This window comes from Naasia lichenicola, from assembly GCF_004801885.1.
Lineage (GTDB): Bacteria > Actinomycetota > Actinomycetes > Actinomycetales > Microbacteriaceae > Naasia > Naasia lichenicola.
In genome coordinates this window covers 1-26,477 of the sequence record NZ_SSSM01000007.1, presented here as the reverse complement: position 1 = coordinate 26,477, position 26,477 = coordinate 1, and the positions used below count along the sequence as shown (strand labels likewise).

General features: G+C 68.8%; 24 protein-coding genes. 4 read left to right on the top strand and 20 right to left on the bottom strand.

The features are described 5' to 3' along the window. Positions 1 to 50 precede the first annotated feature (50 nt). A complete protein-coding gene (locus E6C64_RS18640; protein WP_136429430.1) occupies positions 51 to 509 on the top strand; it encodes an aminoacyl-tRNA deacylase in 459 nt (152 codons plus the stop codon). 100 nt (positions 510 to 609) lie between these two features. On the opposite strand, the gene E6C64_RS18635 is transcribed toward E6C64_RS18640, so the two are convergent. The 8 genes from E6C64_RS18635 to E6C64_RS18600 form a co-directional block, all read right to left on the bottom strand. Next, the gene (locus E6C64_RS18635; protein ID WP_136429428.1) at positions 610 to 801 is read right to left on the bottom strand and encodes a hypothetical protein; all 192 of its coding nucleotides are present in this window, start codon (positions 799 to 801) and stop codon (positions 610 to 612) included. Continuing rightward, positions 798 to 1,457, bottom strand: a complete 660-nt coding sequence (locus E6C64_RS18630) for a DsbA family oxidoreductase (protein WP_136429426.1) — start codon at positions 1,455 to 1,457, stop codon at positions 798 to 800. The genes E6C64_RS18635 and E6C64_RS18630 overlap by 4 nt, the downstream gene beginning before the upstream one ends. 305 nt (positions 1,458 to 1,762) lie before the next feature. Then, complete coding sequence (locus E6C64_RS18625) at positions 1,763 to 3,145, bottom strand: glycine--tRNA ligase (RefSeq protein ID WP_136429424.1); 1,383 nt, start codon at positions 3,143 to 3,145, stop codon at positions 1,763 to 1,765. A gap of 105 nt (positions 3,146 to 3,250) precedes the next feature. After that, positions 3,251 to 3,787 carry a tetratricopeptide repeat protein gene (locus tag E6C64_RS18620; protein WP_199241107.1) on the bottom strand — a complete coding sequence of 179 codons (537 nt, stop codon included), beginning with the start codon at positions 3,785 to 3,787 and terminating at the stop codon, positions 3,251 to 3,253. After that, on the bottom strand, positions 3,784 to 4,827 hold the full coding sequence (locus tag E6C64_RS18615; RefSeq protein WP_136429422.1) for an aminotransferase class V-fold PLP-dependent enzyme: 1,044 nt from the start codon (positions 4,825 to 4,827) through the stop codon (positions 3,784 to 3,786). Before E6C64_RS18615 ends, E6C64_RS18620 begins: the two co-directional genes overlap by 4 nt. Positions 4,828 to 4,946: 119 nt before the next feature. Then, entirely contained in the window at positions 4,947 to 5,768 is an 822-nt protein-coding gene (locus tag E6C64_RS18610) for an isoprenyl transferase (protein ID WP_136429420.1), read from the bottom strand. Beyond that, entirely contained in the window at positions 5,765 to 6,538 is a 774-nt protein-coding gene (gene recO, locus E6C64_RS18605; protein WP_136429418.1) for a DNA repair protein RecO, read from the bottom strand. Before recO ends, E6C64_RS18610 begins: the two co-directional genes overlap by 4 nt. 216 nt (positions 6,539 to 6,754) lie before the next feature. Continuing rightward, positions 6,755 to 7,135 (bottom strand): nuclear transport factor 2 family protein, encoded by a 381-nt coding sequence (locus E6C64_RS18600; RefSeq protein WP_136429416.1) that lies wholly within the window; start codon positions 7,133 to 7,135, stop codon positions 6,755 to 6,757. 173 nt (positions 7,136 to 7,308) lie between these two features. On the opposite strand from E6C64_RS18600, the gene E6C64_RS18595 reads away from it, so the two are divergent. Next, positions 7,309 to 7,962 (top strand): trimeric intracellular cation channel family protein, encoded by a 654-nt coding sequence (locus E6C64_RS18595; RefSeq protein WP_136429414.1) that lies wholly within the window; start codon positions 7,309 to 7,311, stop codon positions 7,960 to 7,962. Positions 7,963 to 8,119: 157 nt separating this feature from the next. On the opposite strand, the gene leuA is transcribed toward E6C64_RS18595, so the two are convergent. Beyond that, positions 8,120 to 9,883: a 2-isopropylmalate synthase gene (gene leuA / locus E6C64_RS18590; RefSeq protein ID WP_136429412.1), complete on the bottom strand. Its 1,764-nt coding sequence runs from the start codon at positions 9,881 to 9,883 to the stop codon at positions 8,120 to 8,122. A gap of 431 nt (positions 9,884 to 10,314) precedes the next feature. On the opposite strand from leuA, the gene E6C64_RS18585 reads away from it, so the two are divergent. Both E6C64_RS18585 and E6C64_RS18580 read left to right on the top strand, forming a co-directional pair. After that, positions 10,315 to 11,292, top strand: coding sequence for an ATP-binding cassette domain-containing protein (locus tag E6C64_RS18585; RefSeq protein ID WP_136429410.1), 978 nt, complete (start codon positions 10,315 to 10,317; stop codon positions 11,290 to 11,292). 2 nt (positions 11,293 to 11,294) lie between these two features. Then, positions 11,295 to 12,137 (top strand): ABC transporter permease, encoded by an 843-nt coding sequence (locus E6C64_RS18580; RefSeq protein WP_136429408.1) that lies wholly within the window; start codon positions 11,295 to 11,297, stop codon positions 12,135 to 12,137. Here E6C64_RS18580 and E6C64_RS18575 read toward each other — a convergent pair. The 11 genes from E6C64_RS18575 to E6C64_RS18530 form a co-directional block, all read right to left on the bottom strand. Further along, the gene (locus tag E6C64_RS18575; protein ID WP_136429406.1) at positions 12,119 to 15,121 is read right to left on the bottom strand and encodes an ATP-binding protein; all 3,003 of its coding nucleotides are present in this window, start codon (positions 15,119 to 15,121) and stop codon (positions 12,119 to 12,121) included. The genes E6C64_RS18580 and E6C64_RS18575 overlap by 19 nt on opposite strands. A 434-nt stretch (positions 15,122 to 15,555) precedes the next feature. Next, a complete protein-coding gene (locus E6C64_RS18570; protein WP_136429404.1) occupies positions 15,556 to 18,174 on the bottom strand; it encodes a DUF2156 domain-containing protein in 2,619 nt (872 codons plus the stop codon). Beyond that, positions 18,171 to 19,472, bottom strand: a complete 1,302-nt coding sequence (locus E6C64_RS18565; RefSeq protein WP_136429402.1) for an alpha/beta hydrolase — start codon at positions 19,470 to 19,472, stop codon at positions 18,171 to 18,173. The genes E6C64_RS18570 and E6C64_RS18565 overlap by 4 nt, the downstream gene beginning before the upstream one ends. 192 nt (positions 19,473 to 19,664) lie before the next feature. After that, a complete protein-coding gene (locus E6C64_RS18560; protein WP_136429400.1) occupies positions 19,665 to 20,330 on the bottom strand; it encodes a response regulator in 666 nt (221 codons plus the stop codon). Positions 20,331 to 20,349: 19 nt separating this feature from the next. Further along, complete coding sequence (locus E6C64_RS19175; RefSeq protein WP_158437932.1) at positions 20,350 to 20,523, bottom strand: hypothetical protein; 174 nt, start codon at positions 20,521 to 20,523, stop codon at positions 20,350 to 20,352. After that, positions 20,520 to 21,860: a sensor histidine kinase gene (locus E6C64_RS18555; protein ID WP_158437931.1), complete on the bottom strand. Its 1,341-nt coding sequence runs from the start codon at positions 21,858 to 21,860 to the stop codon at positions 20,520 to 20,522. The genes E6C64_RS19175 and E6C64_RS18555 overlap by 4 nt, the downstream gene beginning before the upstream one ends. 186 nt (positions 21,861 to 22,046) lie before the next feature. Further along, a complete protein-coding gene (era, locus tag E6C64_RS18550) occupies positions 22,047 to 23,021 on the bottom strand; it encodes a GTPase Era (protein ID WP_136429396.1) in 975 nt (324 codons plus the stop codon). 38 nt (positions 23,022 to 23,059) lie between these two features. Next, on the bottom strand, positions 23,060 to 24,391 hold the full coding sequence (locus E6C64_RS18545) for a hemolysin family protein (protein WP_136429394.1): 1,332 nt from the start codon (positions 24,389 to 24,391) through the stop codon (positions 23,060 to 23,062). Next, positions 24,388 to 24,867: an rRNA maturation RNase YbeY gene (ybeY, locus tag E6C64_RS18540; RefSeq protein WP_136429392.1), complete on the bottom strand. Its 480-nt coding sequence runs from the start codon at positions 24,865 to 24,867 to the stop codon at positions 24,388 to 24,390. Before ybeY ends, E6C64_RS18545 begins: the two co-directional genes overlap by 4 nt. A 4-nt stretch (positions 24,868 to 24,871) precedes the next feature. Then, entirely contained in the window at positions 24,872 to 25,951 is a 1,080-nt protein-coding gene (locus E6C64_RS18535; protein WP_233255742.1) for a PhoH family protein, read from the bottom strand. 94 nt (positions 25,952 to 26,045) lie between these two features. Further along, a complete protein-coding gene (locus E6C64_RS18530) occupies positions 26,046 to 26,411 on the bottom strand; it encodes an HIT domain-containing protein (protein ID WP_136429390.1) in 366 nt (121 codons plus the stop codon). Positions 26,412 to 26,477: the final 66 nt, after the last annotated feature.

Sequence of the window (26,477 nt, the reverse complement as noted above, 5' to 3'; positions counted from 1 at the left end):
GTACCACCGCCTGAGCCCGCTGGTCGGAAGACGCTGGAAGAATCGGGCTCATGAGCAGACAGCGGGTGGAAGCGGACGCGGCCGAGCGCGGCATCGCGATCGATATTCTCGAGAGGCCCGCGGCCGACTCGCTCGAAGAGGCCGCGGCGGTCCTCGGCATCACACCCGCCGACATCGTGAAGTCGCTCGTCGTCAAGCGCAAGGACGGCACCTACTTATTCGCGCTGGTGCCTGGCGATCGACAGATCGCGTGGGCCAAGCTCCGCGCCGTCGTCGGAGTGAACAAGCTCCAGCTTCCCGACGCCGGCCAGGCGCTCGAGGCGACGGGATACGAACGCGGCACCATCACCCCGTTCGGCAGCACGACGGCTTGGCCGGTCTACGCCGATGAGCGCATCACCGGCCGCCGCGTCGCGATGGGCGCAGGCGAGCACGGCCTGAGCGCGTTCGTGGACGCCGACGCGATGATCGCCGGACTCGGTGCGACCGTCGCCGACATCAGCGACTGAGATCGGCACGCACCAAGAACCTGCCGGTTAACAGCCGAACTGCCCAGTTCTGCCGCCTGGAGTGCGTCTCAGACGGCAGAACTGGGCAGTTCGGTTCGACTCAGTAGTCGGTCGAGCCCTCATCGAGGGAGCTGACGACCTTCTCGACGTCTGTCGGCTGCGCTTCGGTCGCGCTGCTCGGCACGGCGCAGACGCCGTCGATGCAGACCTCTGCGTCCGTCGAGCCGAGGCTGATGAACGGGCTTCCCACCGGACGGGCGAACGGAATCGTGGGTGCGGCGGTGTCGCTCACGCGTTCACCTCCGCCGCGCGCTCGGACGCGACCTGCGCGAGGGCACCTGCGAAGACGCTCGCGTCCTGTGCGCCAGAGACGCCGTACTTGTCGTCGATCACGAAGAATGGGACGCCCTGGATGCCGAAGGCGATCGCCTGCTGCTGATCGGCGCGGACGTCGGCGAGGAATGCCGAGCTCTCCAGTGCCTGCACCACCGCCTCGCGATCCAGCCCCACCTCGACGGCCAGGTCGGCTAGGTCGGCGATGCGGCCCACGTGCCTGCCCTCGACGAAGTAGGCCTTGAGCAGGCGCTCCTTCATCTCGATCTGCTTGCCCTGCGACTTGGCGAAGTGGATGAGCTCGTGCGCCTTCACCGTGTTGGTGTGCTGAAGGGAGTCGTAGTCGTAGTCGAGCCCGACGGTCTTCGCGATGCCGGTCACGCGGGACAGCATCTCGCCGGCCTGCTGCCGCGAGATGCCCTTGTGGGTCGCGAGGTAGTCCGCGGTGTCTCCCGCGAAGTCGACGGGTGTGTCCGGAGACAGCTCGAAGGAGTGGTACTCCACGACGACGTCGCCGCCGAACTGGCGGGCGCCCTCCTCGAACTTGCGCTTGCCGATGTAGCACCAGGGGCAGGCGATGTCGGACCAGATGTCGACCTTCACGGGTTCACTCACGAAGAGGTGAACCGGCACGCATTCCTCTGCATTCCCGAGAGGGAATGAATCGACCCGCGCACGCAGGAGATCAGTACTCGCGCGATCCCTCATCCAGGACGCGGGAGATGTAGCTGCCGGTGCTGATGGGCTGGGGGTCGATCGCGAGCTCGTCCATGAGTGCCTCGAATTCCGTCGGAGTTGATGGTGAGCCACACGGTATCGACGAAGGCGACGCGCCCGTCGGATCGCCACACCGGGTGGCGGGTGCCGAGTGGCGAGTGCCGGAGAGCCTTGGTCGCGCGATCGTCGATCGAGCGGGAGGGCTAGGCGCCGATCAGGCGCTCGGCGAGGTAGCCGTGCATCCGATCGAGGGAGACCCGCTCCTGCGCCATCGAGTCGCGCTCGCGCACCGTCGCGGCGTTGTCCTCGAGCGTGTCGAAGTCGACGGTGATGCAGAACGGGGTGCCGATCTCGTCCTGACGGCGGTAGCGACGTCCGATCGCGCCCGCATCGTCGAAGTCGATGTTCCAGTCCTGGCGGAGGTCGGCGGCGAGCTTCTTCGCCACGGGCGAGAGCTGCTCGTTGCGCGACAGCGGCAGCACCGCGGCCTTCACCGGGGCGAGTCGACGATCGAGCCGCAGGACGGTGCGCTTGTCCACGCCGCCCTTGGTGTTGGGCGCCTCATCCTCGGCATAGGCGTCGACGAGGAAGGCCATCAGCGAGCGGGTCAGGCCTGCGGCCGGCTCGATGACGTAGGGCGTCCAGCGCTCGTTCTTGGTCTGATCGAAGTAGCTGAGGTCGGTGCCGGAGTGCTTGGAGTGCGTGTTCAGGTCGTAGTCGGTGCGGTTCGCGATGCCCTCGAGCTCGCCGAACTCGCTGCCCTGGAAGCCGAAGCGGTACTCGATGTCGACCGTCCGCTTGGAGTAGTGCGACAGCTTCTCCTTGGCGTGCTCGTAGAGGCGGAGGTTGTCGGGGTTGATGCCGAGGTCCGTGTACCACTTGAGCCGGGTGTCGATCCAGTACTGGTGCCATTCCTCGTCGGTGCCGGGCTCGACGAAGAACTCCATCTCCATCTGCTCGAACTCCCGCGTGCGGAAGATGAAGTTCCCGGGGGTGATCTCGTTGCGGAAGCTCTTGCCGATCTGTCCGATGCCGAACGGCGGCTTCATCCGCGCCGAGCCGGAGACGTTCGCGAAGTTCACGAAGATGCCCTGGGCGGTCTCGGGACGCAGGTAGTGCAGGCCGGCCTCGTCGTCGACGGGGCCCAGGAAGGTCTTGAGCAGACCGGAGAAGCCACGCGGCTCGGTCCACTGGCCACGGGTGCCGCAGTTGGCGCAGACGATGTCGAGCATGCCGTTCTCGGGGACGCGGCCCTTCTTCTCCTCGAACTCCTCGAGCAGGTGGTCCTCGCGGTAGCGCTTGTGGCAGTGCAGGCACTCCACGAGCGGATCGGAGAACACCTCGACGTGGCCGGAGGCCTCCCAGACCGCCTTCGGCAGGATGACGGACGAGTCGAGACCGACGACGTCCTCGCGGCCGCGGACGACCGACTTCCACCACTGGCGCTTGATGTTCTCCTTCATCTCGACGCCGAGGGGCCCGTAGTCCCAGGCCGAACGGGATCCGCCGTAGATCTCTCCCGCCTGGAAGACGAATCCGCGCCGCTTGGCGAGCGCGATGACGGGATCGAGACGTGATGCGGCCACAGGTGGACTCCAATTGTCGGCCGAGCTGGATGCCCGGTCTGATGCACGCCGGTCGTGGGCAATGCCCCAGAAGTCTACCGACGGGTCACCGGAGGCCCGATCCGATCACTCCCCCGACTCGGGCGTGATGAGCGCCTGCGCGTAGTTCTTGGCCGACCTGCTGTAGCGGGCGAGGTGCGGCGCCAGCGCGGTGACGACGAGCGCGAGCGCCTGACGTTCGCGACCCAGGTCGGCCATTGCGAGGGCGAGAAACACATCGACGGCATCGTCGAGCTCGTCCGAGATCCGCCACCGCTCGGCGGCCAGCAGCTGGATGGATCGGGCGGGATCGCCCAGATTGCGGATCGAGCTGGCGAGCTGGATGGTGGCCTGCCGGTGCAGATCGCTCGGCAGCCCCTGTTCGATCGCCTGCTCGTAGAGCACGACGGCCTCGGCCGGGCGGCCCATCGAGTCGCGGGAGCCGCCCTGCTCGAACAGGGCGATCGCGCCCGGCCGTTCCGCGGCGAGCGCGTCCATCCTGCCGATGAACTCGTCAGGGTCCGTGTCATCCGAGATGGTCTCCCAGAGCGCGTCGACGCGCGCCTGCCAGTTGCGCCACTCGAAGCCGAGGTCGTCGGTCATGCCCGCCGCGTCGTCGCTCATCGGAGTGCCGCCACGACTGCCTCGACATCGGACCCGTCGTTCCAGAGGTGGAACGAGGCCCGCAGCCGCCCGGCTCGTCCGGACACCCGGATGCCGGCGCCGATCAGCCTGAGCAGGCTCTCGCGCTCGGGATCCGGCCAGGTGACGATCGGCCTGTTCTGACGCTCGAGGTCGAGGGCGTCGCAGAGGGCGTTGCCGAGATCGGAGGCGTGAGCCCACACCTCGTCCATGTCGAGATCGGCGAACATGCCGATCGCCGGCTCTGCACCGACCCATGCCTGCCAGGCCGGCGAGACATCGAGACGCCGTGCGCTCGACGCCAGGTCCATCTCCGGTCCGTAGCAGCTCGCCCACACGTCCTCCCCGGCGTACCAGCCGGCCTGCAGCGCGGGGATCCGAGGAAGCAGCCGTTCGCTGAGTGTCAGGAAGGAGACACCGCGGGGCGAGCACAGCCACTTGTACGCGTGGCAGACGGTTGCGTCGAACAGCGATGCGTCCACGGGCAGCACGCCGGCGGCCTGGGTGACGTCGCAGAAGGTGAGCGTGCGTCGGCGTACAGCCGCTTCCAGGATCGACTCGACGTCGGCGACCTCACCGGTCGCGGACTGCACAAGGGAGAAGACGACCATCCAGGTGCCGCTGGAGATGGAGTCCGCGAGGGCCTCGAGCGGGACTGACCGGACGGTGACTCCGGGGCGCTCCAGCCAGGGGAAGACGATCGAGGAGAAGTCACCGTCTGCTACGAGGATCTCCGCGCCTGCAGGAGCCGCGGCCGCCACGAGACTCGTCTGCACGGAGGCCTGCGATCCGATGGCGACGCGCTCTGCCGGCACCCGGACGAGCCGCGCGTAGGAGGCGCGCGTGCGATCGATGATCGGGTCGTAGCCCTGCGGATCCCGGTCCGCGGCGTACCAGGCTGCGAGGTCGGCCGTGAGCGCATCGACGGTCTGTCGGGTCGGCAGTCCGATGGAGGCGACCGCTAGATAGCCGCGTGGATCGTTGAAGCTGGCGATGGCGGCGGCGAGCGACGGGGAGACCATCCCTCACCATACGACTGCGCCGAGGGCCTCGATACGGCCGTGAACGGCCTACTCGACCAACGGTTCCTCCCCGTTGGTCGAGTAGGGCGCCCCGCGCCCGTATCGAGGCCCTTGCGGCGCTACTCCGCGACGTCCTCCGCAGCCACCGGGGTGTCGAGGGCACCGCCGAATCGACGGGTCCGGCGGGCGTACTGCTCGATCGCCTTCCACAGCTGCAGCCGGGTGAAGTCGGGCCAGAGCGTGTCGTCGAAGACCATCTCGGCATACGCGGACTGCCAGAGCAGGAAGTTGCTGGTCCGCTGCTCCCCCGAGCTGCGGATGAACAGATCCACATCCGGCAGCGACGGCTGGTAGAGGTGCTTGGCGATCAGCTTCTCGGTGACGGCGGAGGGCTTGACCCGACCCGACGCGACCTCCTCGGCGATCGACTTGACCGCGTCGGTGATCTCGTTGCGACCGCCGTAGTTGACGCACATGGTGAGGGTGAGCCCGGTGTTGTCCTTCGTCAGCTCCTCGGCGACGCGGAGCTCCTTGATGACGGAGTCCCACAGTCGCGGGCGACGGCCCGCCCAGCGGATCCGCACGTTCCACTCGTTGAGCTGATCGCGGCGGCGGTGCAGCACTTCGCGGTTGAAGCCCATGAGGAAGCGCACCTCCTCGGGCGAGCGGCGCCAGTTCTCGGTGGAGAAGATGTAGACGCTGAGGTGGGTGACTCCGGCCTGGATGGCTCCGGCCGCCACCTCGAGCAGGGCGGCCTCGCCGGCGCGGTGACCCTCGATCCGCGGCAGTCCCCGGGAGTTGGCCCACCGGCCGTTGCCGTCCATGACGACGGCGACATGGGCAGGAACGGCGTTCTTCGGCAGCTGTGGCGGGTACTGGCCCGTCCAGTCGATCGGGACGTACGGGACGGCATCGGCGTGGGTCGTCGGCTTCGGGCTCATGCGGGACGGACCGCCGTCACGCGGGCGGTGGCGTTCTCGCGGTCGTCGTGGCGATCGACGTGCTGCAGCGAGCGCAGGCCCCGCTCGAGGTGCCATTGGGCGTAGGCGGCCACGACTCCGCTCGCCTGCGCGCGGGATCGCTCGTCCGCGGCCTCGGCTGACGCCCAGTCGCCGGTGAGCAGCGCTCCGAGCAGGCTGATCACCTGCGAGGTGAGTCGCGGGGCGCCGGGAGGGGCCACGTCGTCGGCCACGACCCCGCCGAGCTGCACGACGAACGCCGTGTGCGGTCCGGGAGCACCGGTGACCGCACAGTCCGCGAAGCTCGGCGCCCAGCCGGCGATCGACAGGGAGCGCAGCAGATACGAGTCGAGGGTCAGGCTCGCGCCGTGCTCGTGACGGGACAGTGAGCGCAGGGCCCCGACGAGCAGGAGGTACTGCTGCAGCGATCCCTCGGTCTCGGTGACCTTGTCGGCGGTCTCGACCATGACGGTCGCCGAGGTGTAGGTCGCGTAGTCGTCGACGATGGCCGCGCCGTAGGCATGCAGCGATTCGGCCTGGGTGATGACGTCGAGCGTGCGGCCTTCGAAGAGCTGGACGTCGGCCACCATGAAGGGCTCGAGACGGGCGCCGAACTTGGACGACGTGCGCCGCACGCCCTTCGCGACGCCGCGGATCTTGCCGTGCTGACGCGAGAGCATGGTGACGATCCGGTCTGCCTCACCCAGCTTGTGGGTGCGCAGCACGACCACTTCATCTCGATAGACCGGCACCGTTCGATTATCCCCGTTCCTGATCGCGGCGGGCCCGGCGCACCACGCCGAGCTCAGGCACTGCTCGGCCACCTTTCCCACCGACGGCCACCCTTGTAAAGGTGGCCGCCGAGGGAAAGGGTGGCCGCGCAAGCAAAGGGTGGCCGTCGAGATGAAGGGTGGCCGAGCGCTGGGGCGTGAGCCGACCAGCGGGCCGAAGTCCGGACGAGCTGGGGCTCAGGCGGCGATCGGGTAGCTGCGGGCCTCTTCGAGGCTCTCGAACCGGAAGACGCCGGCGATCGATCCGTCGCGCAGGGCGAATGCGGTGTAGAGGCGGGACGGCGGCGTGCTCGCGTCCCAGTTCGCGGCGCCTGGCCAGGTCGCCTCTTGGGCCACCACGATGCCGCCCGGAACGTCGTACGCCTCCTTGGGCATGAGGCGGATTCCCGCCTGGCTCACCCAGTCGCGCATCGAGTCGCGGCCGTGGGAGGAACCCTGCGGTCCACGCATCACCACGTCCTCGGTGCACGCGGATGCCGCGGTCTCGGCATCTCCGGCGTTGACGGCCACGTGCCACACCACGATCACCGAGTCGAGGGTCGAGGTCATCAGCGTCATTTCTCAAGAGTGCCTCACCGCTGTGCGTGGCGCCACCCCGTTACTCGTTTGTTCATGGGTTCCATGTTTCGCTGGTAGCTGAACCTCGAGACGCCCCTCCGATCCTCGTCCGATGCGGATCACGCCCGCCCGTCGAAGCCTGTCGCGACGCGCGAGTCCGGCAACATTGTCAGGTGCAGACCGAAGTGATCATCCCGCTCTGGGCCGACCTGTCAGCCGTCGCGATCGGCAGCCTGCAGGGCGCGCTGTTCGCCTCGGGCTTCCGCGACCGGCGCCTCGATCTGCTGGGTGTCGCCATCATCGGCTTCGCCACCGGACTCGGCGGCGGACTGCTGCGCGACATCCTGCTCGGTGCCCAGCCGATCGCCTTCTCGACGAACTGGTACCTGCCGACCGCAGTGCTCGCTGCACTGCTCGGGATGCTGCTGGCTCAGCTGTTCCGCCCGCTGACCCGGTTCATCACTGTGCTCGACGCCCTGACCATCGGCCTGTACGGCGCGATCGGCACGGCGAAGGCACTGTCGCTCGGGTTTCCGATCATCCCGTCGATCTTCGTCGGCGTGGTCGCAGCGGTCGGCGGATCGGTCCTCCGCGACATCCTGATGGCCCTGCCGATCGCGCTCATGCACGTCGGATCGCTCTACGCTGTCGCCGCGGCGGTCGGCACGGTGACCCTGGTGGCCTTCATCACCTCGGGGATGCCGATCGAGGGCGCCGCGACGGCCTGCGTCATCATCACCACGGTCATCCGCCTGCTCGCGGTCCGCTTCGGATGGAGCCTGCCGGAGCAGCGCACCCTGCGCCGACCGCGGCCGCGCACGCCGTAGAACCCTCCCGCTGGTGAAGGCACGATCGCAGGAAGCTCGTTGGTCGAGGAGGCGCGCCAGCGCCGTCTCGAGACCGGCTGCGCGACCTAGCAGTGGCGCAGCCGGTCTCGATACGCGCCCTAGAGGGCGCTATTTGACCAACGCGGTGTGGCTTGTCTCACGCGAAGGCGAGGTCGACCTGGTCGGCGAGCTCGGCGCGGATCGCCCGGTTGACGCTCGAGACGATGGCCTTGAGCGACGCGGTCGAGCTGTCCGCGTCGATCCCGACGCCCCAGAGGCGCTTGCCCATGACGTCGAGCTCGACGTATGACGCGGCGAGCGCATCGCCGCTGGCGGAGAGGGCGTGCTCGACGTAGTCGTACAGCTTGACCTGCACACCCTGGGTCTCGAGAACGGCGAGGAAGGCGGCGATCGGACCGTTGCCGGTGCCTTCGACGTCGAGCACGTCCTCCCCTACCCGCAGCTTGGCCTGCAGGGTGACGACGCCGGTCATCTCGCTCGCTGTCCGGGTGCTCTTGAGCTCGAAGCGGCCCCATTTGTCGTCGACATCGGCCGCCGGCAGGTACTCGTCCTGGAAGATCGACCAGATCTCCTCGCTCGTGACCTCGCCGCCCTCGGCATCGGTCTTGGCCTGGACGACGCCGGAGAACTCGATCTGCAGGCGACGCGGGAGGTCGAGCGCGTGGTCGTTCTTCAGCAGGTACGCGACTCCGCCCTTGCCCGACTGCGAGTTGACGCGGATGACGGCCTCGTACGAGCGGCCGAGGTCCTTGGGATCGACGGGCAGGTAGGGCACGGCCCACTCCAGCTCGGCGACCGACTTGCCCTGCTTCAGCGCGTCGGCCTCCATGGCCTCGAAGCCCTTCTTGATGGCGTCCTGGTGACTGCCGCTGAAGGCCGTGTAGACCAGGTCGCCGGCCCACGGGCTGCGTTCGGGCACGCGGAGCTGGTTGCAGTACTCCGCCGTCCGACGGATCTCGTCGAGGTCGGAGAAGTCGATCTGCGGGTCGATGCCCTGGGTGAAGAGATTGATCCCCAGTGCGACGAGGTCGACGTTGCCGGTGCGCTCGCCGTTGCCGAACAGGCAGCCTTCGATCCGATCCGCGCCGGCCAGGTAGCCGAGCTCGGCGGCGGCGACGGCGGTGCCGCGGTCGTTGTGCGGGTGCAGCGAGATCAGCACGTTCTCGCGGGAGTCGAGGTTGCGGCCCATCCACTCGATCATGTCCGCGTAGACGTTCGGCGAGGACATCTCGACGGTGGACGGCAAGTTGATGATCACCTTGCGGTCGGGGGTCGGCTCGAAGATCGCGAGCACCTGGTTGCAGATGTCGACGGCGAACTCGAGCTCGGTGCCGGTGAAGCTCTCGGGCGAGTACTCGTAGTAGACGTCGGTCTCGGGGATCGTCTTCTCGGCCGCGCGGCAGAGACGGGCGCCTTCGAGGGCGATGTCGATGATGCCCTGGCGGTCGGTGCGGAAGACGACGTCGCGCTGCAGGATGCTCGTGGAGTTGTAGAGGTGCACGATCGCCTGCTTGGCGCCGGCGATGGCCTCGTAGGTGCGGTTGATCAGGTGCTCGCGCGCCTGGGTCAGCACCTGGATGGTGACGTCGCCGGGGATCGCACCGTCGTCGATGAGCTGGCGGACGAAGTCGAAGTCCGTCTGGCTGGCGGACGGGAACCCGACCTCGATCTCCTTGTAGCCCATCCGGACGAGCAGATCGAACATGATCCGCTTGCGCTCGGGGCTCATCGGATCGATGAGCGCCTGGTTGCCGTCGCGCAGGTCGACCGCGCACCAGCGAGGCGCCTCGGTGATCCGCTTGGTGGGCCAGGTGCGGTCGGGCAGATCGACGCTGTAGGCGTCCTGATACGGGCGGTACCGATGCACCGGCATGGCCGATGGCTTCTGGGTGTTCTTCACTGCTCTTCTCCTGTCACGGGTGGTGGTCAGCCAACGAAAGACTCCGCGACGGGGAGGGCCTGGTGGTTAGGACCCGTCGCGGCGACTAAGGAGGAGAAGACCCGGAAGCATTCCAGCAGGCTAGCACTTGCCCCCTACCTCCTCCCAGTTCCTACGTTCCGGCCGAATGTGCTCGTAATTTCGCGCACGTGTGACCGTTTCGTCCACATGGACGCCCTCTGTCTGGTCCGCACTCGATGACGGGCCCGCTGGATGAGTACCTACGATCCCCGCGGATTCCTACGCAATTTCGTGCACATAGGGCCGGAACGTAGGAATTGACAGGGGGTGACAGCGGGCGACAGCGGGATGACAGAGGCGGATGGGCAGAGTTGCCGACGTCGCGTTCCGATCCACGGATGCGACCCACCAGGCTCACGAAAGGAGCAGGTATGACTCTCGCCATCGAGGCCCACGGCCTCACCAAGCGATTCGGGTCGACGCAGGCGCTCGCCGGCATCGACCTCGAGGTCGAGCAGGGCACCATCCTCGGCGTCCTCGGCCCCAACGGCGCCGGCAAGACCACCGCCGTCCGCATCCTCGCCACCCTCATCACCCCCGACAGCGGCACCGCCCGCGTCGCCGGCTACGACGTGGTCAAGGACCCCCGCGAGGTGCGCCGCAGCATCGGCCTCACCGGCCAGTACGCCAGCGTCGACGAGGACCTCACGGGAGTGCAGAACCTCGTCATGATCGGCCGGCTCCTCGGCCTGTCCAGCCGCGGCGCCAAGGCACGTGCCGCCGAGCTGCTCGCCGAGTTCGACCTCGCCGAGGCCGGATCGCGCCTCGCCAAGACCTACTCGGGCGGCATGCGCCGTCGCCTCGACCTGGCCGCCTCGCTGATCGGACGTCCGAGCGTCGTCTACCTCGACGAGCCGACCACCGGACTGGACCCGGCCAAGCGCGACGACGTCTGGAACATGGTCCGCTCGCTGGTCCGCCAGGGCACGACGGTCCTGCTCACGACGCAGTACCTGGAGGAGGCGGACGCACTCGCCAACGTGATCACGGTCATCGATCACGGGCTCGTGATCGCGCACGACACCCCCCAGGGCCTCAAGCGCCAGGTCGGCGGCCAGACCCTCGAGGTCCGTCCGCTCTCCGTCTCGGACCTCGGCGCGGTGCGCGGCATGCTCGCTGCTGTCGGCACCCGCGAGCCCGAGCAGCCCGCACCCGATCTGCTCTCCGTCCCGGTCGCCGATTCCAGCGCCCTCGACTACGTCGTGCGACAGCTCGCCGATGCCCGCATCCCGGTCGCCGAGCTCGCCCTGCGCCTGCCCAGCCTCGACGAGGTCTTCTACTCCCTCACCGGCGGCGCCGCATCCGGCAGCGCGCCCGCCGATTCCGCCCCGATCCTCCAGGAGGTCTGATCATGACGACAGCCACCCTCACCCGCCCCGTCCCGTCCGCAATCCCCGAACAGGCGAGCCGCGGCCCGCTCGCCGGGCTCAACGACACCTTCGTGCTCGCCCGCCGCACGGTCACCAAGATGCTGCGCAACCCCGAGCAGTTCATCGACGTCAGCCTGCAGCCCGTCATCATGACCACGATCTTCGTGTTCATCTTCGGCGGAGCGGTGGCCGGCGACACCCACGCCTACCTGCAGTTCCTGCTGCCCGGCCTGATCGTGCAGACGATCATGTTCACCTCGATGACGATCGGCGTGAACCTCAACACCGACATCTCCAAGGGCGTCTTCGACCGGTTCCGCTCGCTGCCGATCGCGCGCTCCGCTCCCCTGATGGGAGCGGTGGCCGGCGACATCGTCCGGCACCTCATCGCCATCACCGTGTCGCTGGTTTTCGGCATGATCCTCGGCTTCCGCGTGCAGACCGACTGGATGCACGTCGCGCTCGCCATCGTGATGATCATCGTGTTCGCGGTCTCGCTGTGCTGGACGAGCGTCTTCGTCGGCATGCTCGCCCGCAGCTCGGGAGCCGTGCAGGGGCTGTCGTTCCTGATCGTCTTCCCGCTGACCTTCGGCTCGTCGACCTACGTCCCCGCGTCGACCCTGCCGGACTGGCTGCAGAGCTGGGTCGCGATCAACCCGGTGACCCACGTCATCGACGCCATGCGCGGCCTGCTGCTCGGCGAATCGGCCATGCCGGTCGGGACCACTCTCGGCGGCGAGCTGCTCTGGGTCCTCGGCTCCTGCGTCGTGCTGGTCGGGGTGTTCTTCCCGCTCGCGATGTGGGCCTACCGTCGCAAGATCTGAGCCAGCTCCATCGTCGATCCGGACCCTGATCCGGCTGACCCGATCGCCTCGAGCCCCGGTCGCTCCGCACCATGTGTGCGGGAGCGGTCGGGGCTTTCGAGCGCCCGCTGGACATCGAGGATGAGCGGATCGGTGCTGTCGAGCACCCCCCGCAGCTCGGCGGCGAGCTCGATCGCCCGCGCGGCTCCCTCTCGATCGCCGCGCTGCGCTGCAAGTGCCGCGATCCCCACCGCCACCGAGGACATGATCGGCTGGTCGCCGCTGTTCGCGGCGGAGGTGGCGGCCGAGTGCAGTGCGGCCTCGGCCTGGTCCGGCTTGCCGTCGAGCAGAGCGATCCGTGCGCGGAGCAGGTCGATCGACGCCGTCAGCTGAAGCGGGAATCGATTCGGATTCTTGGGCAGGGCGTCGATCTCCTCCATCAGCTCGTGAGCCGTGACGAGGCTGCCGCGGGCCACTTCGGCGAGCCCGGCCATCAGGAGGGCCTGGATCAGAGCGGTGCCCGTGCCTTCTCGGCGCGCGACCGAGAGGATCTCTCGGATGCGATCGTCCACCTCGTCCCAGCGGCCCTGCCGGATGAGGACCTGCACGGCGAGATTCTGCTGCTGCAGGAGGTCTTCGGCCGAGGTGATGGTGCGGAAGTTCGCCGTGGACTCATCCCCGGCTGCCAGCGCCTCCGCGAGGCGCCCCTGGAGCAGCAGCCACTGCGAACGCAGCTGCAGGGCGAGAGCGAGCGCCCAGCGGTCGCCGATCTGCCGCATCATCTGCACGGCGGTCTCGGTGGCCGTGCCGAGCGTGGCGACGTCCCCCCGGTTCTCGGCGAGTGCAGCACGGGCGACGTGCAGCATGGCGGTCGGCCATGGGTCGAGGCCGAGCTCCTCCCCGCGGGGCACCTCGATGTCCATCGTGCTGCGGCCGGCCAGGCGAGCCGCGGCGAATGAGCCGATCAGCGGCGGGGCGATCTGAAGGAGATCGTGACCGCCGGCGCCGACCGCGAAGGCGTCGAGGTCGGGGATCTCGCCTCCGAACGGGTCGAGCGGGTCGCCGGTGAGAGCGGGCTGCAGGGTGACGGCCGCGTCGGCCGTCGGCTCGATGTCGGGAGTGGGATCGGGGAACATGCCCAGGACCTGCGACACCAGGCGCACCAGCCTGCCTTCGGACGAGTCGACCTGCTCGGCGAGGTCGCCCGCTTGGCGCATCCAGTCGAACGCGTCGGCGTGACGGTCGCGGATCACCCAGTACCAGGCATTGCCGGCGGAGAGCGCGACCACCTCTTCGGCATGCCGTCCGTCGATCGAATCGCGCAGCGCCGCCGCGATGTTGTCCTCCTCGGTATCGAACCAGGCGATCGCCTCGTCGATGGCGGAGGATCGCAGCCGGGCATCCTGACGGACGCTCTCGGCGCCGAGGATCCTCGCCTGCCGCAGCAGCGCCTCGTCCAGCGCGCCCGACTCGGCGAGCTGCGATCGGCCGTACTCGCGGATGGTCTCGAGCACCCGGTACCGGCCGGCCATGCGCTGCACCAGAGAGCGGTCCACGAGAGTCTCGGCATCTTCGGGCGAGCAGCCGAGGTCGGCGGCGAGCCGGGCGGTGTGAGCGACGGAGGCGCCGCCGGGGAGCACGGCAAGCTGGCCGAGCATGAGCCGTTCGCCGTCGTTCAGCAGCTCCCAACTCCAGTCGATCATCCCTCTGAGGGTGGAGTGGCGACTGCTGCCGCCGCGCTGAGGTCGGCCGAGCAAGGCGAACCGGTCGTCGAGCTGGGATTCGACTTCTGCGAGCGACATCGTGCGGGTGCGGGCCGCAGCGAGCTCCAGGGCCAGCGGAAGACCGTCGAGTCGGGCGCAGATGCGGGCTGCCGAGGCCAGCTCGGCCTCGCTCGCGTGGCTGCCGCGGGCGGCCATGATCCTGCGGTCGAACAGCTCGATCGCCGGGTAGCTGCGCAGGCGATCCGCCATCGACGGGTCGATGGATTCGGCTGTCGAGCCGGTCGCCGTGCGATCGATCTCTGCGAGATCGGGATGTGCGAGCGCGCCGAGGGGCACGAAGGCCTCCCCCGCGAGGCGGAGCGGCTCGCGGCTCGTCGTCAGGATCCGGATCGCCGGCAGGGTGCGCAGCAGCTCGTCGGCGAGCTGGGCGGCCGCGTCGATGAGATGCTCACAGTTGTCGAGGACGAGCAGCAGCTCGCGGCCCTCCAGCGCGCCGAGCACGCGGGACCGAGCCGGGATGCTGTCGGGGCTGGTCGTGTCGATCGTGCGCACCTCGCGCCCGATGGCGCTCGATACCGCCTGCCAGATCTCGGCGCCTTCGACCGGAGCCAGCTCGACGAAGACGGAGCCAGGCCGGTGCTGTGCCGCCTCTGCGACCAGCCGGGTCTTGCCGACACCGCCGGTGCCCAGCACGGTGACCAGTCGGTTGTCGCGCAGCTGGTCGTCGATGAGCATCAGCTCGTCGAGTCGGCCGACGAGGGCGGTCAGCGGAGGAGGCGCGGTGGGGCGGATTCCGACGAGCGGCGTGCGGATCGCTCCGCCGAGGTCCAGAGCCTTCGTGCGATCGGCGGCGAGGTCGTCGAGAAGCCAGTCGAAGCCGTCGCCGGGCGTCCAGGGCTGGCCCACCCAGCAGGCGAGGGCATGGGTGGCGAGCGCAGCGGCCGACGCGGCCTCCGCCGCCTCGGCCGCCGAGACGAGGTCCTGGAACCGCAGCACGTCGATGCGGTCCCGGCTCACGGCCAGGCGATAGCCGCCCGCCTCGGAGAGGATCGCGCCGTCGGGGAGCTGAGCGCGCAGCCGGGAGACGATGGATTGCAGGGCGGCGCGGGTGTTCTCCGGCGGACCTGCAGGCCACACGTCGTCCGCGAGGTCGCGGTAGGTGACGGTCGTATCGGCGTCCAGCGCGAGCCGGAAGAGGACCGCGCGCTGCATCGTGCCGGACACTTCGAGGGCCGCACCGGCGGACTCGATGCGGAACCCCCCGAACAGCCCGATCCTCACGAGCCAACTCTAGGACGCACCGTTCTCCGGACGGGGCGGCGGACCGCCCCTGCAGCTGTGGGCGGATCGGGCGCAGAGAGGCGGGCGGACCGGGCGCGAACGGGCGGCGGAGCGGCGGCTTGCCTGGCCACCGCGCTTCCGCTGCGTGGCCACCTTGGGATTCAGCTCGGCCACCTGTGATGCCGCCGCGGCCACCTTTCCTACCGTCGGCCCGGTTCATAGAGGTGGCCGAACGTCCCCAAAGGTGGCCGAACGTCTCGAAAAGCTCGCCTCGATCGGGGAGCCCCTCGGCAACCATTGGCGCGCCCGCGGCAACCTCTTCTACCGTCGGCCAGGTTTATAGGGGTGGCCGACAGGAGGAGAGGTGGCCACCGAGCATCGGGAATGCTTTGCTTACCCGGGGTGCTGGTCTGCTCGAAGGCCCGACGCCGGACTCAGCTGGTGGGAGCTCCGTGATGCGCCGGGGCCTCGACAGCCACGGCGGAATCCGAACCGACCGGATGGGCACCGGTCGCTGAGGAATCGGGCGAGATCACGCGGACGGGCGCGGTGACCGGCGCGGTGCGCGGCGCCTCGCCGACGGGACGGATCAGGGTGCGCATCAGGCTCAGCACCTGCGCGACGGTCATGCTCGGCAGATACGCCCGCACCAGTGCGATGCCGACGGCCGGAAGCACCGAGGCGTCCTGGACCGCGAGCAGCACCGGCCGCAGCGCGGGCTGGAACTTGATCTTGAATGCCAGCAGCGAGCGGAATCCGTACAGCGATTCGAGCTTGCGGCCGACGTACTCGAGCACCTGGGCGGTGCGGTCGGAATCCTCGGGACTGCCCGATCCGGCGCCGATCCTGGCCAGCGGAGCGGTGGAGAGGCTGACGAACTCGAGTTCGCGATCCTTCGCGTGCCGCATGGTCGCGGCGATCAGGAACTCGACCACGCCGTTCATGCTGTCGGGACGGCGACGCATGAAGTCGAGCGTCCACCCGATGATGGCGCCTTCACGGTAGGTGGGCAGCCAGCTGGTCACCGCCTCGATCCGGCCGTTGCGGTCGATGGCGAGCATCAGGCGCACGTCGGGATCCTGCAGCTCGTCGATCCCGCCGAGGGTGAAGCCCATCTCGGGGAGGTTGCGCCCTGCGACCCACTCCTCGGAGATGACCTCGATCTGCGTCCGCGCCGCGATCGAGAGCGCCTCCCAGGTGGTCCACGACGCCTCGATGCCGAGCTTGGCGGCCCGGTTGATCGACGAGCGGATGTCCTGCCACTTCTTGCCCGTCAATGCGAAGGAGGCGGGATCGAGCACGGTGTCGTCGCCGACGACAGACACCTGCCAGCCGGCCCGCTCGAAGGCGGCGCTCTGGTCCTCGACGACGCCGTAGAAGACCGGGATCCAGCCGTTCTCGTCGCAGAAGCGGGTGAAGCCGCGGATGGCGTCGTCCTGCAGGCGGCGAGGCCCGATCGGGCCGGTCATCGTGACGGCGACTCCCGAGACCACGCGGTAGGCGACGGCGACTGCCCCATCGGGCGAGAACCAGTAGGTGTTGCCCTGCCAGGTCGCCATGTGCGAGAGGGAGCCCTCGCCGTTCTGCCTCAACAGGGTGCGCACCCGTCCGAGGTCGGTGGCGAGATGACGACCCGCGGCGCTGACGACGACCGCGGCGCTCGCGGCGACCACGATCATCCAGAACACCGCGCCCGTCCAGAAGTAGACCGCCGCCGCGGTGTCTCCGACCGGTGCGAACTCGATCAGCCGATCGTCGAGATAGCCGACCGGGAAGTAGCGCTCCGGCAGGTCGAGCAGCAGGTTGAGCAGGGTGGCGGGCGGCTCGAACTCGTTGCGGGTGACCGACCCGGCGATCAGGTTCATGGTCGAGGTGCCGACGAACGCGACGATGACGGTGGCCACGAAGCGACGGAGGGTCTGCGTCGACGGGCGGACCGAGAAGTGCGCGAGGTTGATGCCGATGAGCACCGCCAGGGCGAGCGGCAGCAGCACAGAGAGGGTCAGCGGGATGACCTGATCCCCCACCCCGTCCGGGCTGAGCAGCTGACTGCGGTCCGGTGCCCACGGGAGGATCCCGTCGTAGAAGGCCGACAGGTAGGCGAGCAGGACGTTCACGGCGATGGCGAGCCACGCCGCGATCCGTCGCCCGCGGAGCAGCCCGAAGGCGCAGAGGGCGAGCAGCAGCAGTGGCGCGACCGACGTGATGATCGGGCCGGGGCCGTCGAGGCGGATCGAGGCCAGCGCACGGATGCAGTCGTCGGTCGCGAACACGCCGCAGACATCGTCGGGCGACCCGGCTCCGGTCGCTCCCACCAGCCAGAGGGAGTGCACGGGACCGAAGGCGACATGGCTGACCACGGCGATCAGCGGAGCGACGGCGCCGAGGATGAGCAGCGAGGCGAGCAGGGTGCGCGCCTCATGGTGCGAGCTGCGCTCCCAGCGCAGCGCGACCCTCGCTCGAGGAGCCAGCAGCAGTCCGAGAAGGAGCCCGGCGACCGCGGCGAGAAGGCGGTAGAGGTCGGCCGAGGTCCCGGAGTAGAGCACGAAGAGCAGCAGTCCGGCGAAGCCGATGACCCGGATCCGACGTCGCCACAGGCGGTTGGCGAATGCACTGGCAGCCATCGCCGCCCCGGCGATCGGGGTGAACGGGTCGAGCACGATCGCCGCTGCGGCGTCGTGCGACCACAGCTGGGCGCTGATGACTCCGGTCGCCTGCAGCGTCATGCCTGCCGCTCCGCCGATGACGGCGGTGAGCAGCCAGGCGAGGAGCGTGCGCCACCGGCCCATCAGGCGTTCGGCACCGCCGATCACCACGAAGGTGGCGATCAGTGCGCCGAGCAGCTCGGTGAGCCCGTCGGTGAAGAGAGATGAGGTGATCGGCGACAGGGGGTTGGGACCGTGCGCGACGGAGACGAGGCCGGTTCCCGCCCAGACCCGGAGGACGCTGGAGGGGCCGGTCAGCGGGCCGGCGACGATGGCGCAGGCGACCAGGAGCGCGGCGAGGGTCATCGTCACGGGGAGCCGCAGCACCCATCCAGTCGCTTTTCTCATCCTGAAATCCCCCACCGAGGCAGCAGCTCGGTGAATCCCAACCGGAAGCCGAAGCGAGCCGTATTCCAGTCGTGCGCCGTCCCTGGCGACAGTTCGCGGGTGACGTGCATGCCCGCCCCCACGGCGGCGGTCGACACCGCCTGCATATTCGCAGAGTACTTCTCATCTCCTGCTCCGGCGGCGAAGACGGCCACCGTGTCCGGATAGGGAGTGTGGCTCGCCATCAGGCCTTCAGGCGTCGCCGCCTGGTAGGCGGACTGATCGCCGGCGAATCCCTTGATCACCGTCTGCTCGACGGAGCCGAGCGACGGCACCCTCTCCCCCGAGACATCGATGATCGAACCGAAGATCTCGGGGTAGCCCGCTCCGAGCTGGATCGCGCAGGTGCCCCCCTGCGAGAAGCCGGCGACGGTCCAGCCCGTCCGGTCGGGAACGACGTTGAGATGGCTGCGGATCCAGTCGGGCACGTCCACGGTGAGGTAGGTCGCGGAGTTGCCGAGAGGCGAATCGATGCACATGGGGTTGAGCGTCGGATCGGCCAACTGGTCGGGCACGACCATGATCGGCGCGACCCCATGATGCTCGTGGGCGATCTCGTCGAGCAGCGCGTCCATCCCGGCGGCGCGGAACATGTCGGCCGGCTCCCCCGGCTGTCCGGGCATCGCGATGACGACCGGCAGCCTGGGCGGATCTGCCACCAGCGCCGCGGGCGGCAGATAGATGTAGGCCGCACGGGCGGCGAAGCCCGATGCCGTCGCCGGGATGACGACGCGTCCGACGCTTCCCCGACCCGGGAGGTCGTCGGGTGCCGTCCAATCGGCCAGGTCGGGTGCGTCCGGGTCGAGCGCAGGCAGCACGGCGTCGTCGAGATAGGTGGTGCCGAGGGCGTCGCCCACTCGAGGGAACTGACCGAAGTCGACGTTGATGGCGAGGAAGAGGCACCACGCCGCGAGCGCAGCGGCGACGATCGCGAGGATCTTGCGCCAGATCGCGGTGCCGATGAGGTTGCCGAGTGCGATCGCCACGGCGGTGAAGGCCAGGGTGTCGCCGATCCGGACCACCCAGGTCAGTGAGACTCCGAAGACGTCGAAGACGTCGCTGAGCAGCCAGGTGAGCAGCACGCCGAGTCCGGCCCCGAACGCGGCGAGCGCGAGCACGCGGACGTAGAACCAGCTGCGGCTCGCTGTGAGACCGGGGCTCGGCAGCAGGAGGATCAGGACCGCGCCGGCGAGCGTGGCGAAGGAGCCCGCGAAGAGCGGGCCGTCCACGATGCTCTGCTGCTGCAGCCCGTCGAACATGCCCCTCCCCCCGGTGCGGCCGTCCGCTCAGGCTATGGAGTGCTGGACGGCGCTCCGATTCGGCGCGCGGGTGGGACACACCGTCACAGACCCCCACTACGCGGGTGTCATCGCGAGTGAGGTGCCCACTTCTGCCGCCTGCGACGTGATTCAGGCGGCAGAACTGGGCAGCTCGTGAGAGGTCTCGGCTCGTCAGCCCAGCAGTCGGCGCTCGTGGGCGAAGACGACGAGCTGCACGCGGTCGCGCAGGCCGAGCTTGGCGAGGATGCGCGAGATGTGGGTCTTCACTGTGGCCTCGCTGACGAACTCGTTGCGGGCGATCTCCCCGTTGCTCAGGCCCCGCGCCGCGAGCAGGAAGATCTCGCGCTCGCGATCGCTGAGCCCGGCGAGGGCGGCACCGCCGTCCTTCGGCGGCCTGCCGAGTCCGAAGTGCTCGAACAGCTCACGGGTGGCGGCCGGGGCGATGACAGCCGTGCCGGAGTGCACCGTGCGGATCGCCGCGAGCAGGAATTCCGGCTCGGCGTCCTTGAGCACGAAGCCGCTGGCGCCGGCACGGATGGCCCTCGCGGCGCCCTCGTCGAGATCGAAGGTCGTGAGCACCAGGATGCGCGGGGGCTCGATCCCCGTCTCCGTTGCGCGGGCCATGATCTGCTCGGTGGCCTCGATCCCGTCGGAGATCGGCATCCGGATGTCCATCAGGACCACATCGGGTCGCGACTCCGCCACCATGCTGATCGCCTGACGCCCGTCGCCGGCCTCCCCGACGATCCGGAGGTCGTCCTGCGAATCGATGAGCATGCGCAGGCCCGACCGGAACAGCGGCTGATCGTCGACCAGAGCGACGCGGATGGTCGTCATCACGGGGTTCATGAGGCGCTCACAGTGCGGGGATGGCGGTGATGAGGGAATCCGATGGCCGCACGAGCACGAAGGACACCGATACGACCGCTCGGACGAGGGTCTCGTACTCGAAGCTCACGGAGGGGATCGGCGCACCGGGCGCCACCGGAGCGGAGAACGCCGGCGGCGGTGCATCGATCGTGAGCGTCATGAGGTCACCCCGGCCGACGTCGAGCTGGAGGTCGGGATGATCGGCTGGCTCGCGGTGCGGAGCGTGGCCATCGGCTGGGTCCGCGCGGTGCCGCGGTCGACGGGGAGCACCGCACGGATCCGGAACCTGCCGTTGGTGCCGTCGCCCATCGTGAACGCGCCCCCGGCGAGCGCGGATCGCTCCCGCATGCCCGGGATGCCGTGGCCCGCCGCGTTCTGCGCGCGCTCGCCTGCGGACAGGTCGTTGGTGACCGTGATGCTGAGTGCGGTCTCGCTCCAGTCGAACTCGAGATCGACCGGCGAGGTGCGAGCACCGTGTCGCAGGGCGTTCGTCAGCGACTCCTGGACGATGCGGTAGACGCCGAGTCCGGTCGCCTCGCTCACCGGACGGCCGACGCCGTAGCTCGACCATTCGACCTCGAGGCCCGACTCCCGGAAGCTCCGAACGAGGTTGTCGATGTCGTTCATCCCCGGCTGAGGCCCGGCCTCCTGGCTGTGGCGGAGGTCGGTGAGCAGCGAGCGCACGTCCACGAGTGCCGCGCGGGCGGTGGCTGAGATCGCCTCGAGGGCATCGTCCACGGCTTCCGGCGACTTGCGCGCGGCGTAGCGGGCTCCGTCGGCCTGCGAGATCACGACGGCCAGGGAATGGGCGACGATGTCGTGCACGTCACGCGCCACTCGGTTGCGCTCCTGCTCGAGGGCGACCGACACCTCGAGCTCGTCCCGCTGGGCGACGATCTCGACCTTGCCCGTCTCGGCTGCCTTGCGCTGCGCGGCTGTGCGACTCAGCCAGCCACCGAACCATGGCAGCAGGAGAAGTGCACACGTGCCCACGAAGACGAACGCCGCGGAGCCGAGGAAGCCTGCGCTCTGCATGAAGGTGTAGCCGTAGCCGAAGCCACCGATGTCCGTCAGTTGAGGAAAGACGAGACCGACCTGAGCCGCCAGAACCGCGATAGCGGCAATGCCCAGCGCCCCCCAGCGGATAGGGGCCCGACCGTAAGCGGCGGAGCCGAACATCACAACCAGCAGAGGAAGTCCGATCACGCCCCAGTCCGCTTCGGCGTATCCCCCGCCGAGCAGGACCGACACCACGACTACGAGCACGTAGCCGCCGAGCAAGGCCACTCCGGGAGCTCGACGATGCAGGACGATGAGGGATGCACCACCGAGGACCACGAGCAATGCGATCACCGCGTTGAACCGCCCGACGACAGCGATCAGCCCCAAGAGGAAGTAGACGCCGGCGCCAAGCCATTCCACTCCCGCGCGATGGCGCACCAGGTTCTCCCGGGTCAGCAGAGCTGCGACGCGCTCGGCCCAGTTCTTGTCGTTCATGAGGCCACCGTAAGCGCGCGGATGCGCGGTTGTCCCTGTTCCAGCGGCCATCTCATCCGCTCGCGGCTCTCAATCATCCGCAAGATGTACGAGATCGGATACTCCGTTGGTCTGGCGGAGCCGTGAACGCGTTTCTATAGGGTCGCCGCGCGACCTACTCGACCAGCGGGCTGTGACTCGACGGCTTCAGAAGCCGAGGCGGCCGAGCTGCTTCGCGTCGCGCTGCCATTCCTTGGCGACCTTGACGCGGATGTTGAGGTACACGGGCTTGCCGACCAGGATCTCGATGGCGCCACGCGCTCGAGTTCCGACGTCGCCGAGGCGTGAGCCGCCCTTGCCGATGATGATGCCCTTCTGGCTGTCGCGCTCGACCCAGAGGTTGGCGTGGATCTCGAGGAGGTCCTTGTCCTCGCGCTCGTTCATCTCGTCGATCGTCACGGCGAGCGAGTGAGGGAGCTCATCGGAGACGCCCTCGAGGGCGGCCTCGCGGATCAGCTCGGCGATGCGGTCCTCGTCGGTCTCGTCCGTGACCGCGTCCTCGCCGTAGAGAGGCTGCGACACCGGCATCAGCGCGATGAGCTCGCGGGTCACGACGTCGAGCTGGATGTCGTCGATCGCCGAGATCGGGATGATCGTCGCCCAGTCGCGGAGCTCGCTGACGGCGAGCAGCTGCGCCCCGACGTGATCGCGGCCCACGGTATCGATCTTGGTGACGATGGCGACCTTGATGGCCCGGGGGTAGGAGTCGAGCTGCTCGTTGATGAACCTGTCGCCGGGGCCGATGTCCTCGTTCGCGGGAAAGCACATGGCGATGACGTCGACGTCGGACAGCGTCGAGGAGACCAGATCGTTCAGCCGCTGGCCGAGCAGGGTGCGCGGCCGGTGGATTCCCGGGGTGTCGACGATGATCAGCTGGCCCGTGTCGGCGTGCACGATTCCTCGGATCGCCCGCCGAGTGGTCTGGGGCTTCGATGACGTGATGGCCACCTTCTCCCCCACCAGTGCGTTGGTCAGGGTCGACTTGCCGACGTTGGGGCGGCCGACGAACGAGACGAAGCCGGCGCGGAAGCCCTCTTCGGGAACGCTGTCAGGCGCTGCCGACAAGTCGACGGCGTCGCCCGCGTCGGTGCTGGGCTGTTCGGTGATCACCTGTTCGGTCATTGCCTGTTCCGCGCTGCCGTCTTCGGTCGTGGTGTCTCTCATAGCAGTGTCGCCTCCGCCTGGGCGCGCATGGCCCGGCTCTCGTCGTCGTCGGCCAGCTCTGGCTCGCGTGCATCCGGATCGCGCTCGACGATCACCGTACTGATCCTGCGCCGTCTGCCGTCTGTCCGGTCGGCCGTGAGCAGCAGCCCCGCCACCGTCGCGGTCGATCCGGCGACGGGCAGTCGTCCGAGAATCTTGGTGAGCAGTCCGCCGACCGAATCCACATCGTCGTCGTCGAGCTCGATGTCGAAGAGGTCGCCGAGCTCGTCGGTCGCCATCCGGGCGGCCACTCGATAGCGGCCCTCCGCCAGCTTCTCGACATCGGCCGCATCGCGGTCGTACTCGTCGGCGATCTCTCCGACGAGCTCCTCGATGAGGTCCTCCATCGTGACGATGCCCGCGATCCCGCCGTACTCGTCGACGACGACGGCGAAGTGGTTCGACTCGACCTGCATCTGGCGCAGGGTCTCGTCGGCCTTCTTGGATTCGGGCAGGAACAGGGCGGCCTTCGCGATCGAGGTGACCGTGGCCGTGGTCGCCTTCTTCGGCTTCTCGTGCACGAACCGGGCGACGTCGCGGAGGTAGAGCACACCGAGGATGTCCTCGGAGTCCTGGGCGTCGCGCACCGGGATGCGCGAGAAGCCGCGGGAGAGGAACAGGGTCATGGCGTCGCTGATCGAGCTGGTCGACTCGATGGTCACCATGTCGGTGCGCGGCACCATGACCTCGCGGATGACGGTGTCGTTGAACTCGAAGATGGAGTGTATGAGCTCGCGGTCGTCCTCCTCGAGCACGTCGAGCTCGGTGGCCTCGTCGACCATGCTCAGGAGCTGCTCTTCGGAGGTGAAGGTGGCGGTCCGCGGGCGTCCGGGAGTGACCCGGTTGCCCAGCGCGACGAGAGCATCGGCGATGGGGCCGAGCAGCACCCGCACGCCGCGCACGATCAGCGCGCTCAACCGCAGCACGGTTCGCGGGTGTACCCGGCCCACGCTGCGCGGACTGGATCCGACGAGCACGAAGGACACCGCCGTCATCGCGAGCGCGGCCGCGATCAGCGCGACCCAGGTCGGCTCTATCGCGCTCATCAGAGCGAAGGTGACGAGCACCGCCGCCGTGGTCTCGGACGTGATGCGCAGGAAGCTGATCGCGTTGACGTGCGCGCCGCTGTCGCTCGCGATCGCGATCAGCGAGCGCTTCGCCCGCGCGGTGGCGGCGAGCTCGAGGATGTCGGCGCGGGACAGTGTGGCGATGGCCGCATCGGCCGAGGCCATCAGGCCGGCGAAGGCCACGAGCAGCACCGCCACGGTGATCAGCAGGGCAACGATCATCGTCGTCGGGTGCCTCCGCGTCGCTTCTCCTCCATGGAGAAGCCCACGAGGATGTCGCGCTGGATGCCGAACATCTCGCGCTCCTCCTCGACGTCGGCGTGGTCGAAGCCCAGCAGGTGCAGCAGTCCGTGCGCCGTGAGCAGATGGATCTCGTCAAGGAGGGAGTGACCGGCCGTCTCGGCCTGGCCCTGGGCGACCTGCGGGCAGACGACGATGTCGCCGAGCAGACCCGCCGGAGTCTCGTGCTCCTCGGTGCCGGGACGCAGCTCGTCCATCGGGAAGCTGAGCACGTCGGTGGGGCCAGGCTCGTCCATCCACTGCACGTGCAGCTGCTCCATGGCGGCCTCGTCGACGAGCACGATGGCGACCTCGGCGTCGGCGTTCACGTGCAGCAGGTCGAGGGCGAAGGTGATGAGGCGCTGCAGGGACGCCTCGTCGACCGCGACGCCGGATTCGTTGTTGATCTCGATCGACACGGGGCTACCGGTCCTTTCGGTAGTCGCGGGAGGCGTCACGCGTGCCGTCACGCGAGGCGTCTCGGGCGCTGTCGTGGCCGCGGCGCTCGGCGCGATTCTGCGGCGGGCGGAAGTCGCTGGGTGCGCGCCGTCCTTCGACCTCGTTGGTGCGCCGCTCGAACTGGCGCGCCTGCCGCTCGCTGTCGTACTTCGTGTAGGCGTCGACGATCCGCCCGACGAGGGTGTGACGGACGACGTCTTCGCTGGTCAGGCGGGCGAAGTGGATGTCGTCGACCTCGTTCAGCACCTTGGTGACGAGCTGGAGGCCGCTCGCGCCGGTGGGCAGGTCGACCTGGGTGATGTCACCCGTGATCACCATCTTGGAGCCGAAGCCGAGGCGGGTGAGGAACATCTTCATCTGCTCGGGCGTGGTGTTCTGGGCCTCGTCGAGCACGACGAACGAGTCGTTGAGCGTGCGGCCTCGCATGTAGGCCAGCGGAGCGACCTCGATGGTCTGGGTGGCCATCAGCTTGGGCACCAGCTCGGGGTCGAGCATCTCGTTGAGCGCGTCGTAGAGCGGACGCAGGTACGGGTCGATCTTGTCGTTCAGGCTGCCGGGAAGATAGCCGAGCCGCTCCCCCGCCTCGACCGCCGGACGCGTGAGGATGATCCGGCTGACCTCCTTGCGCTGCAGCGCCTGCACGGCCTTCGCCATGGCGAGGTAGGTCTTTCCGGTTCCGGCCGGGCCGATGCCGAAGGTGATCGTGTTGTGGTCGATCGCGTCGACGTAGGAGCGCTGTCCGATCGTCTTGGGCCGGATGGCACGGCCCTTGGCGGTCAGGATCGCCTGGCCGAGCAGGTCGGACGGGCTCGAGGTGATGTCGCCCTCGAGGATGCGGGCCGAGGTGCCGACCTCGATGGGGCTCAGTTCGCGTCCGTCACGGACCATCTGGAGCAGCTCCTCGATGAGGCGTCGTGCGGCGCGGACGGATCCGTCGGGGCCGCTGAGGGTGAGTCGGTTGCCGCGCACCAGCACGGAAACGTCGGGGTGTTGGGTCTCGATCTGCTTGAGGAAGCGATCCTGCGGTCCGAGGAGACGGACCATGGCGACGCCGTCGACCTCGACGCTCTGGACGGTGCCGGCCTGCTCGGCAGCATCGGCACCCTGCCCCAGGATCTGCTCGGGCGCTCGTGCGTCGTCAGCCGTCGCCAAGGGACCCTTCCGAGAGGCCACCGGCCAGCACATGCGCGTGGACATGGAAGACGGTCTGGCCGGATCCTTCGCCGGTGTTGAAGATGAGGCGGAAATCGCCGTCCCCCTGACCGGATGACGCTGCTGCGGCGGCCATGGCGTTCGCGACCTCGACCATCTCCGCGAGCAGACCCGGGTCGCCCGCGGCCAGCTCGACGACGTTGGCGTACTGCTCGGTCTTGGGGATGACGAGCAGGTGCACGGGAGCCTTGGGGGCGATGTCGCGCAGGACGAACACCCTTTCGGTCTCGTGCAGGATCTCTCCGGGGATGTCGCCCGCGAGGATGCGGGTGAAGATCGACGGGCTGCTCATAGCCGCAATTCTACGGCGGACGCCCGACAAGCCGCCCGGCCGTCCGCCGACAGCGCACGCGCGCTT

Bases quoted from the DNA above. Each gene is read 5' to 3' on its own strand.
- E6C64_RS18640 (WP_136429430.1), top strand. From the start codon at position 51: ATGAGCAGACAGCGGGTGGAAGCGGACGCGGCCGAGCGCGGCATCGCG.
- E6C64_RS18620 (WP_199241107.1), bottom strand. From the start codon at position 3,787: ATGAGCGACGACGCGGCGGGCATGACCGACGACCTCGGCTTCGAGTGG.
- E6C64_RS18615 (WP_136429422.1), bottom strand. From the start codon at position 4,827: ATGGTCTCCCCGTCGCTCGCCGCCGCCATCGCCAGCTTCAACGATCCA.
- E6C64_RS18610 (WP_136429420.1), bottom strand. From the start codon at position 5,768: ATGAGCCCGAAGCCGACGACCCACGCCGATGCCGTCCCGTACGTCCCG.
- E6C64_RS18600 (WP_136429416.1), bottom strand. From the start codon at position 7,135: ATGACGCTGATGACCTCGACCCTCGACTCGGTGATCGTGGTGTGGCAC.
- E6C64_RS18585 (WP_136429410.1), top strand. From the start codon at position 10,315: ATGACTCTCGCCATCGAGGCCCACGGCCTCACCAAGCGATTCGGGTCG.
- E6C64_RS18580 (WP_136429408.1), top strand. From the start codon at position 11,295: ATGACGACAGCCACCCTCACCCGCCCCGTCCCGTCCGCAATCCCCGAA.
- E6C64_RS18570 (WP_136429404.1), bottom strand. From the start codon at position 18,174: ATGAGAAAAGCGACTGGATGGGTGCTGCGGCTCCCCGTGACGATGACC.
- E6C64_RS18565 (WP_136429402.1), bottom strand. From the start codon at position 19,472: ATGTTCGACGGGCTGCAGCAGCAGAGCATCGTGGACGGCCCGCTCTTC.
- E6C64_RS18560 (WP_136429400.1), bottom strand. From the start codon at position 20,330: ATGACGACCATCCGCGTCGCTCTGGTCGACGATCAGCCGCTGTTCCGG.
- E6C64_RS19175 (WP_158437932.1), bottom strand. From the start codon at position 20,523: ATGACGCTCACGATCGATGCACCGCCGCCGGCGTTCTCCGCTCCGGTG.
- E6C64_RS18555 (WP_158437931.1), bottom strand. From the start codon at position 21,860: ATGAACGACAAGAACTGGGCCGAGCGCGTCGCAGCTCTGCTGACCCGG.
- era (WP_136429396.1), bottom strand. From the start codon at position 23,021: ATGACCGAACAGGTGATCACCGAACAGCCCAGCACCGACGCGGGCGAC.
- E6C64_RS18545 (WP_136429394.1), bottom strand. From the start codon at position 24,391: ATGATCGTTGCCCTGCTGATCACCGTGGCGGTGCTGCTCGTGGCCTTC.
- E6C64_RS18535 (WP_233255742.1), bottom strand. From the start codon at position 25,951: ATGGTCCGTCTCCTCGGACCGCAGGATCGCTTCCTCAAGCAGATCGAG.
- E6C64_RS18530 (WP_136429390.1), bottom strand. From the start codon at position 26,411: ATGAGCAGCCCGTCGATCTTCACCCGCATCCTCGCGGGCGACATCCCC.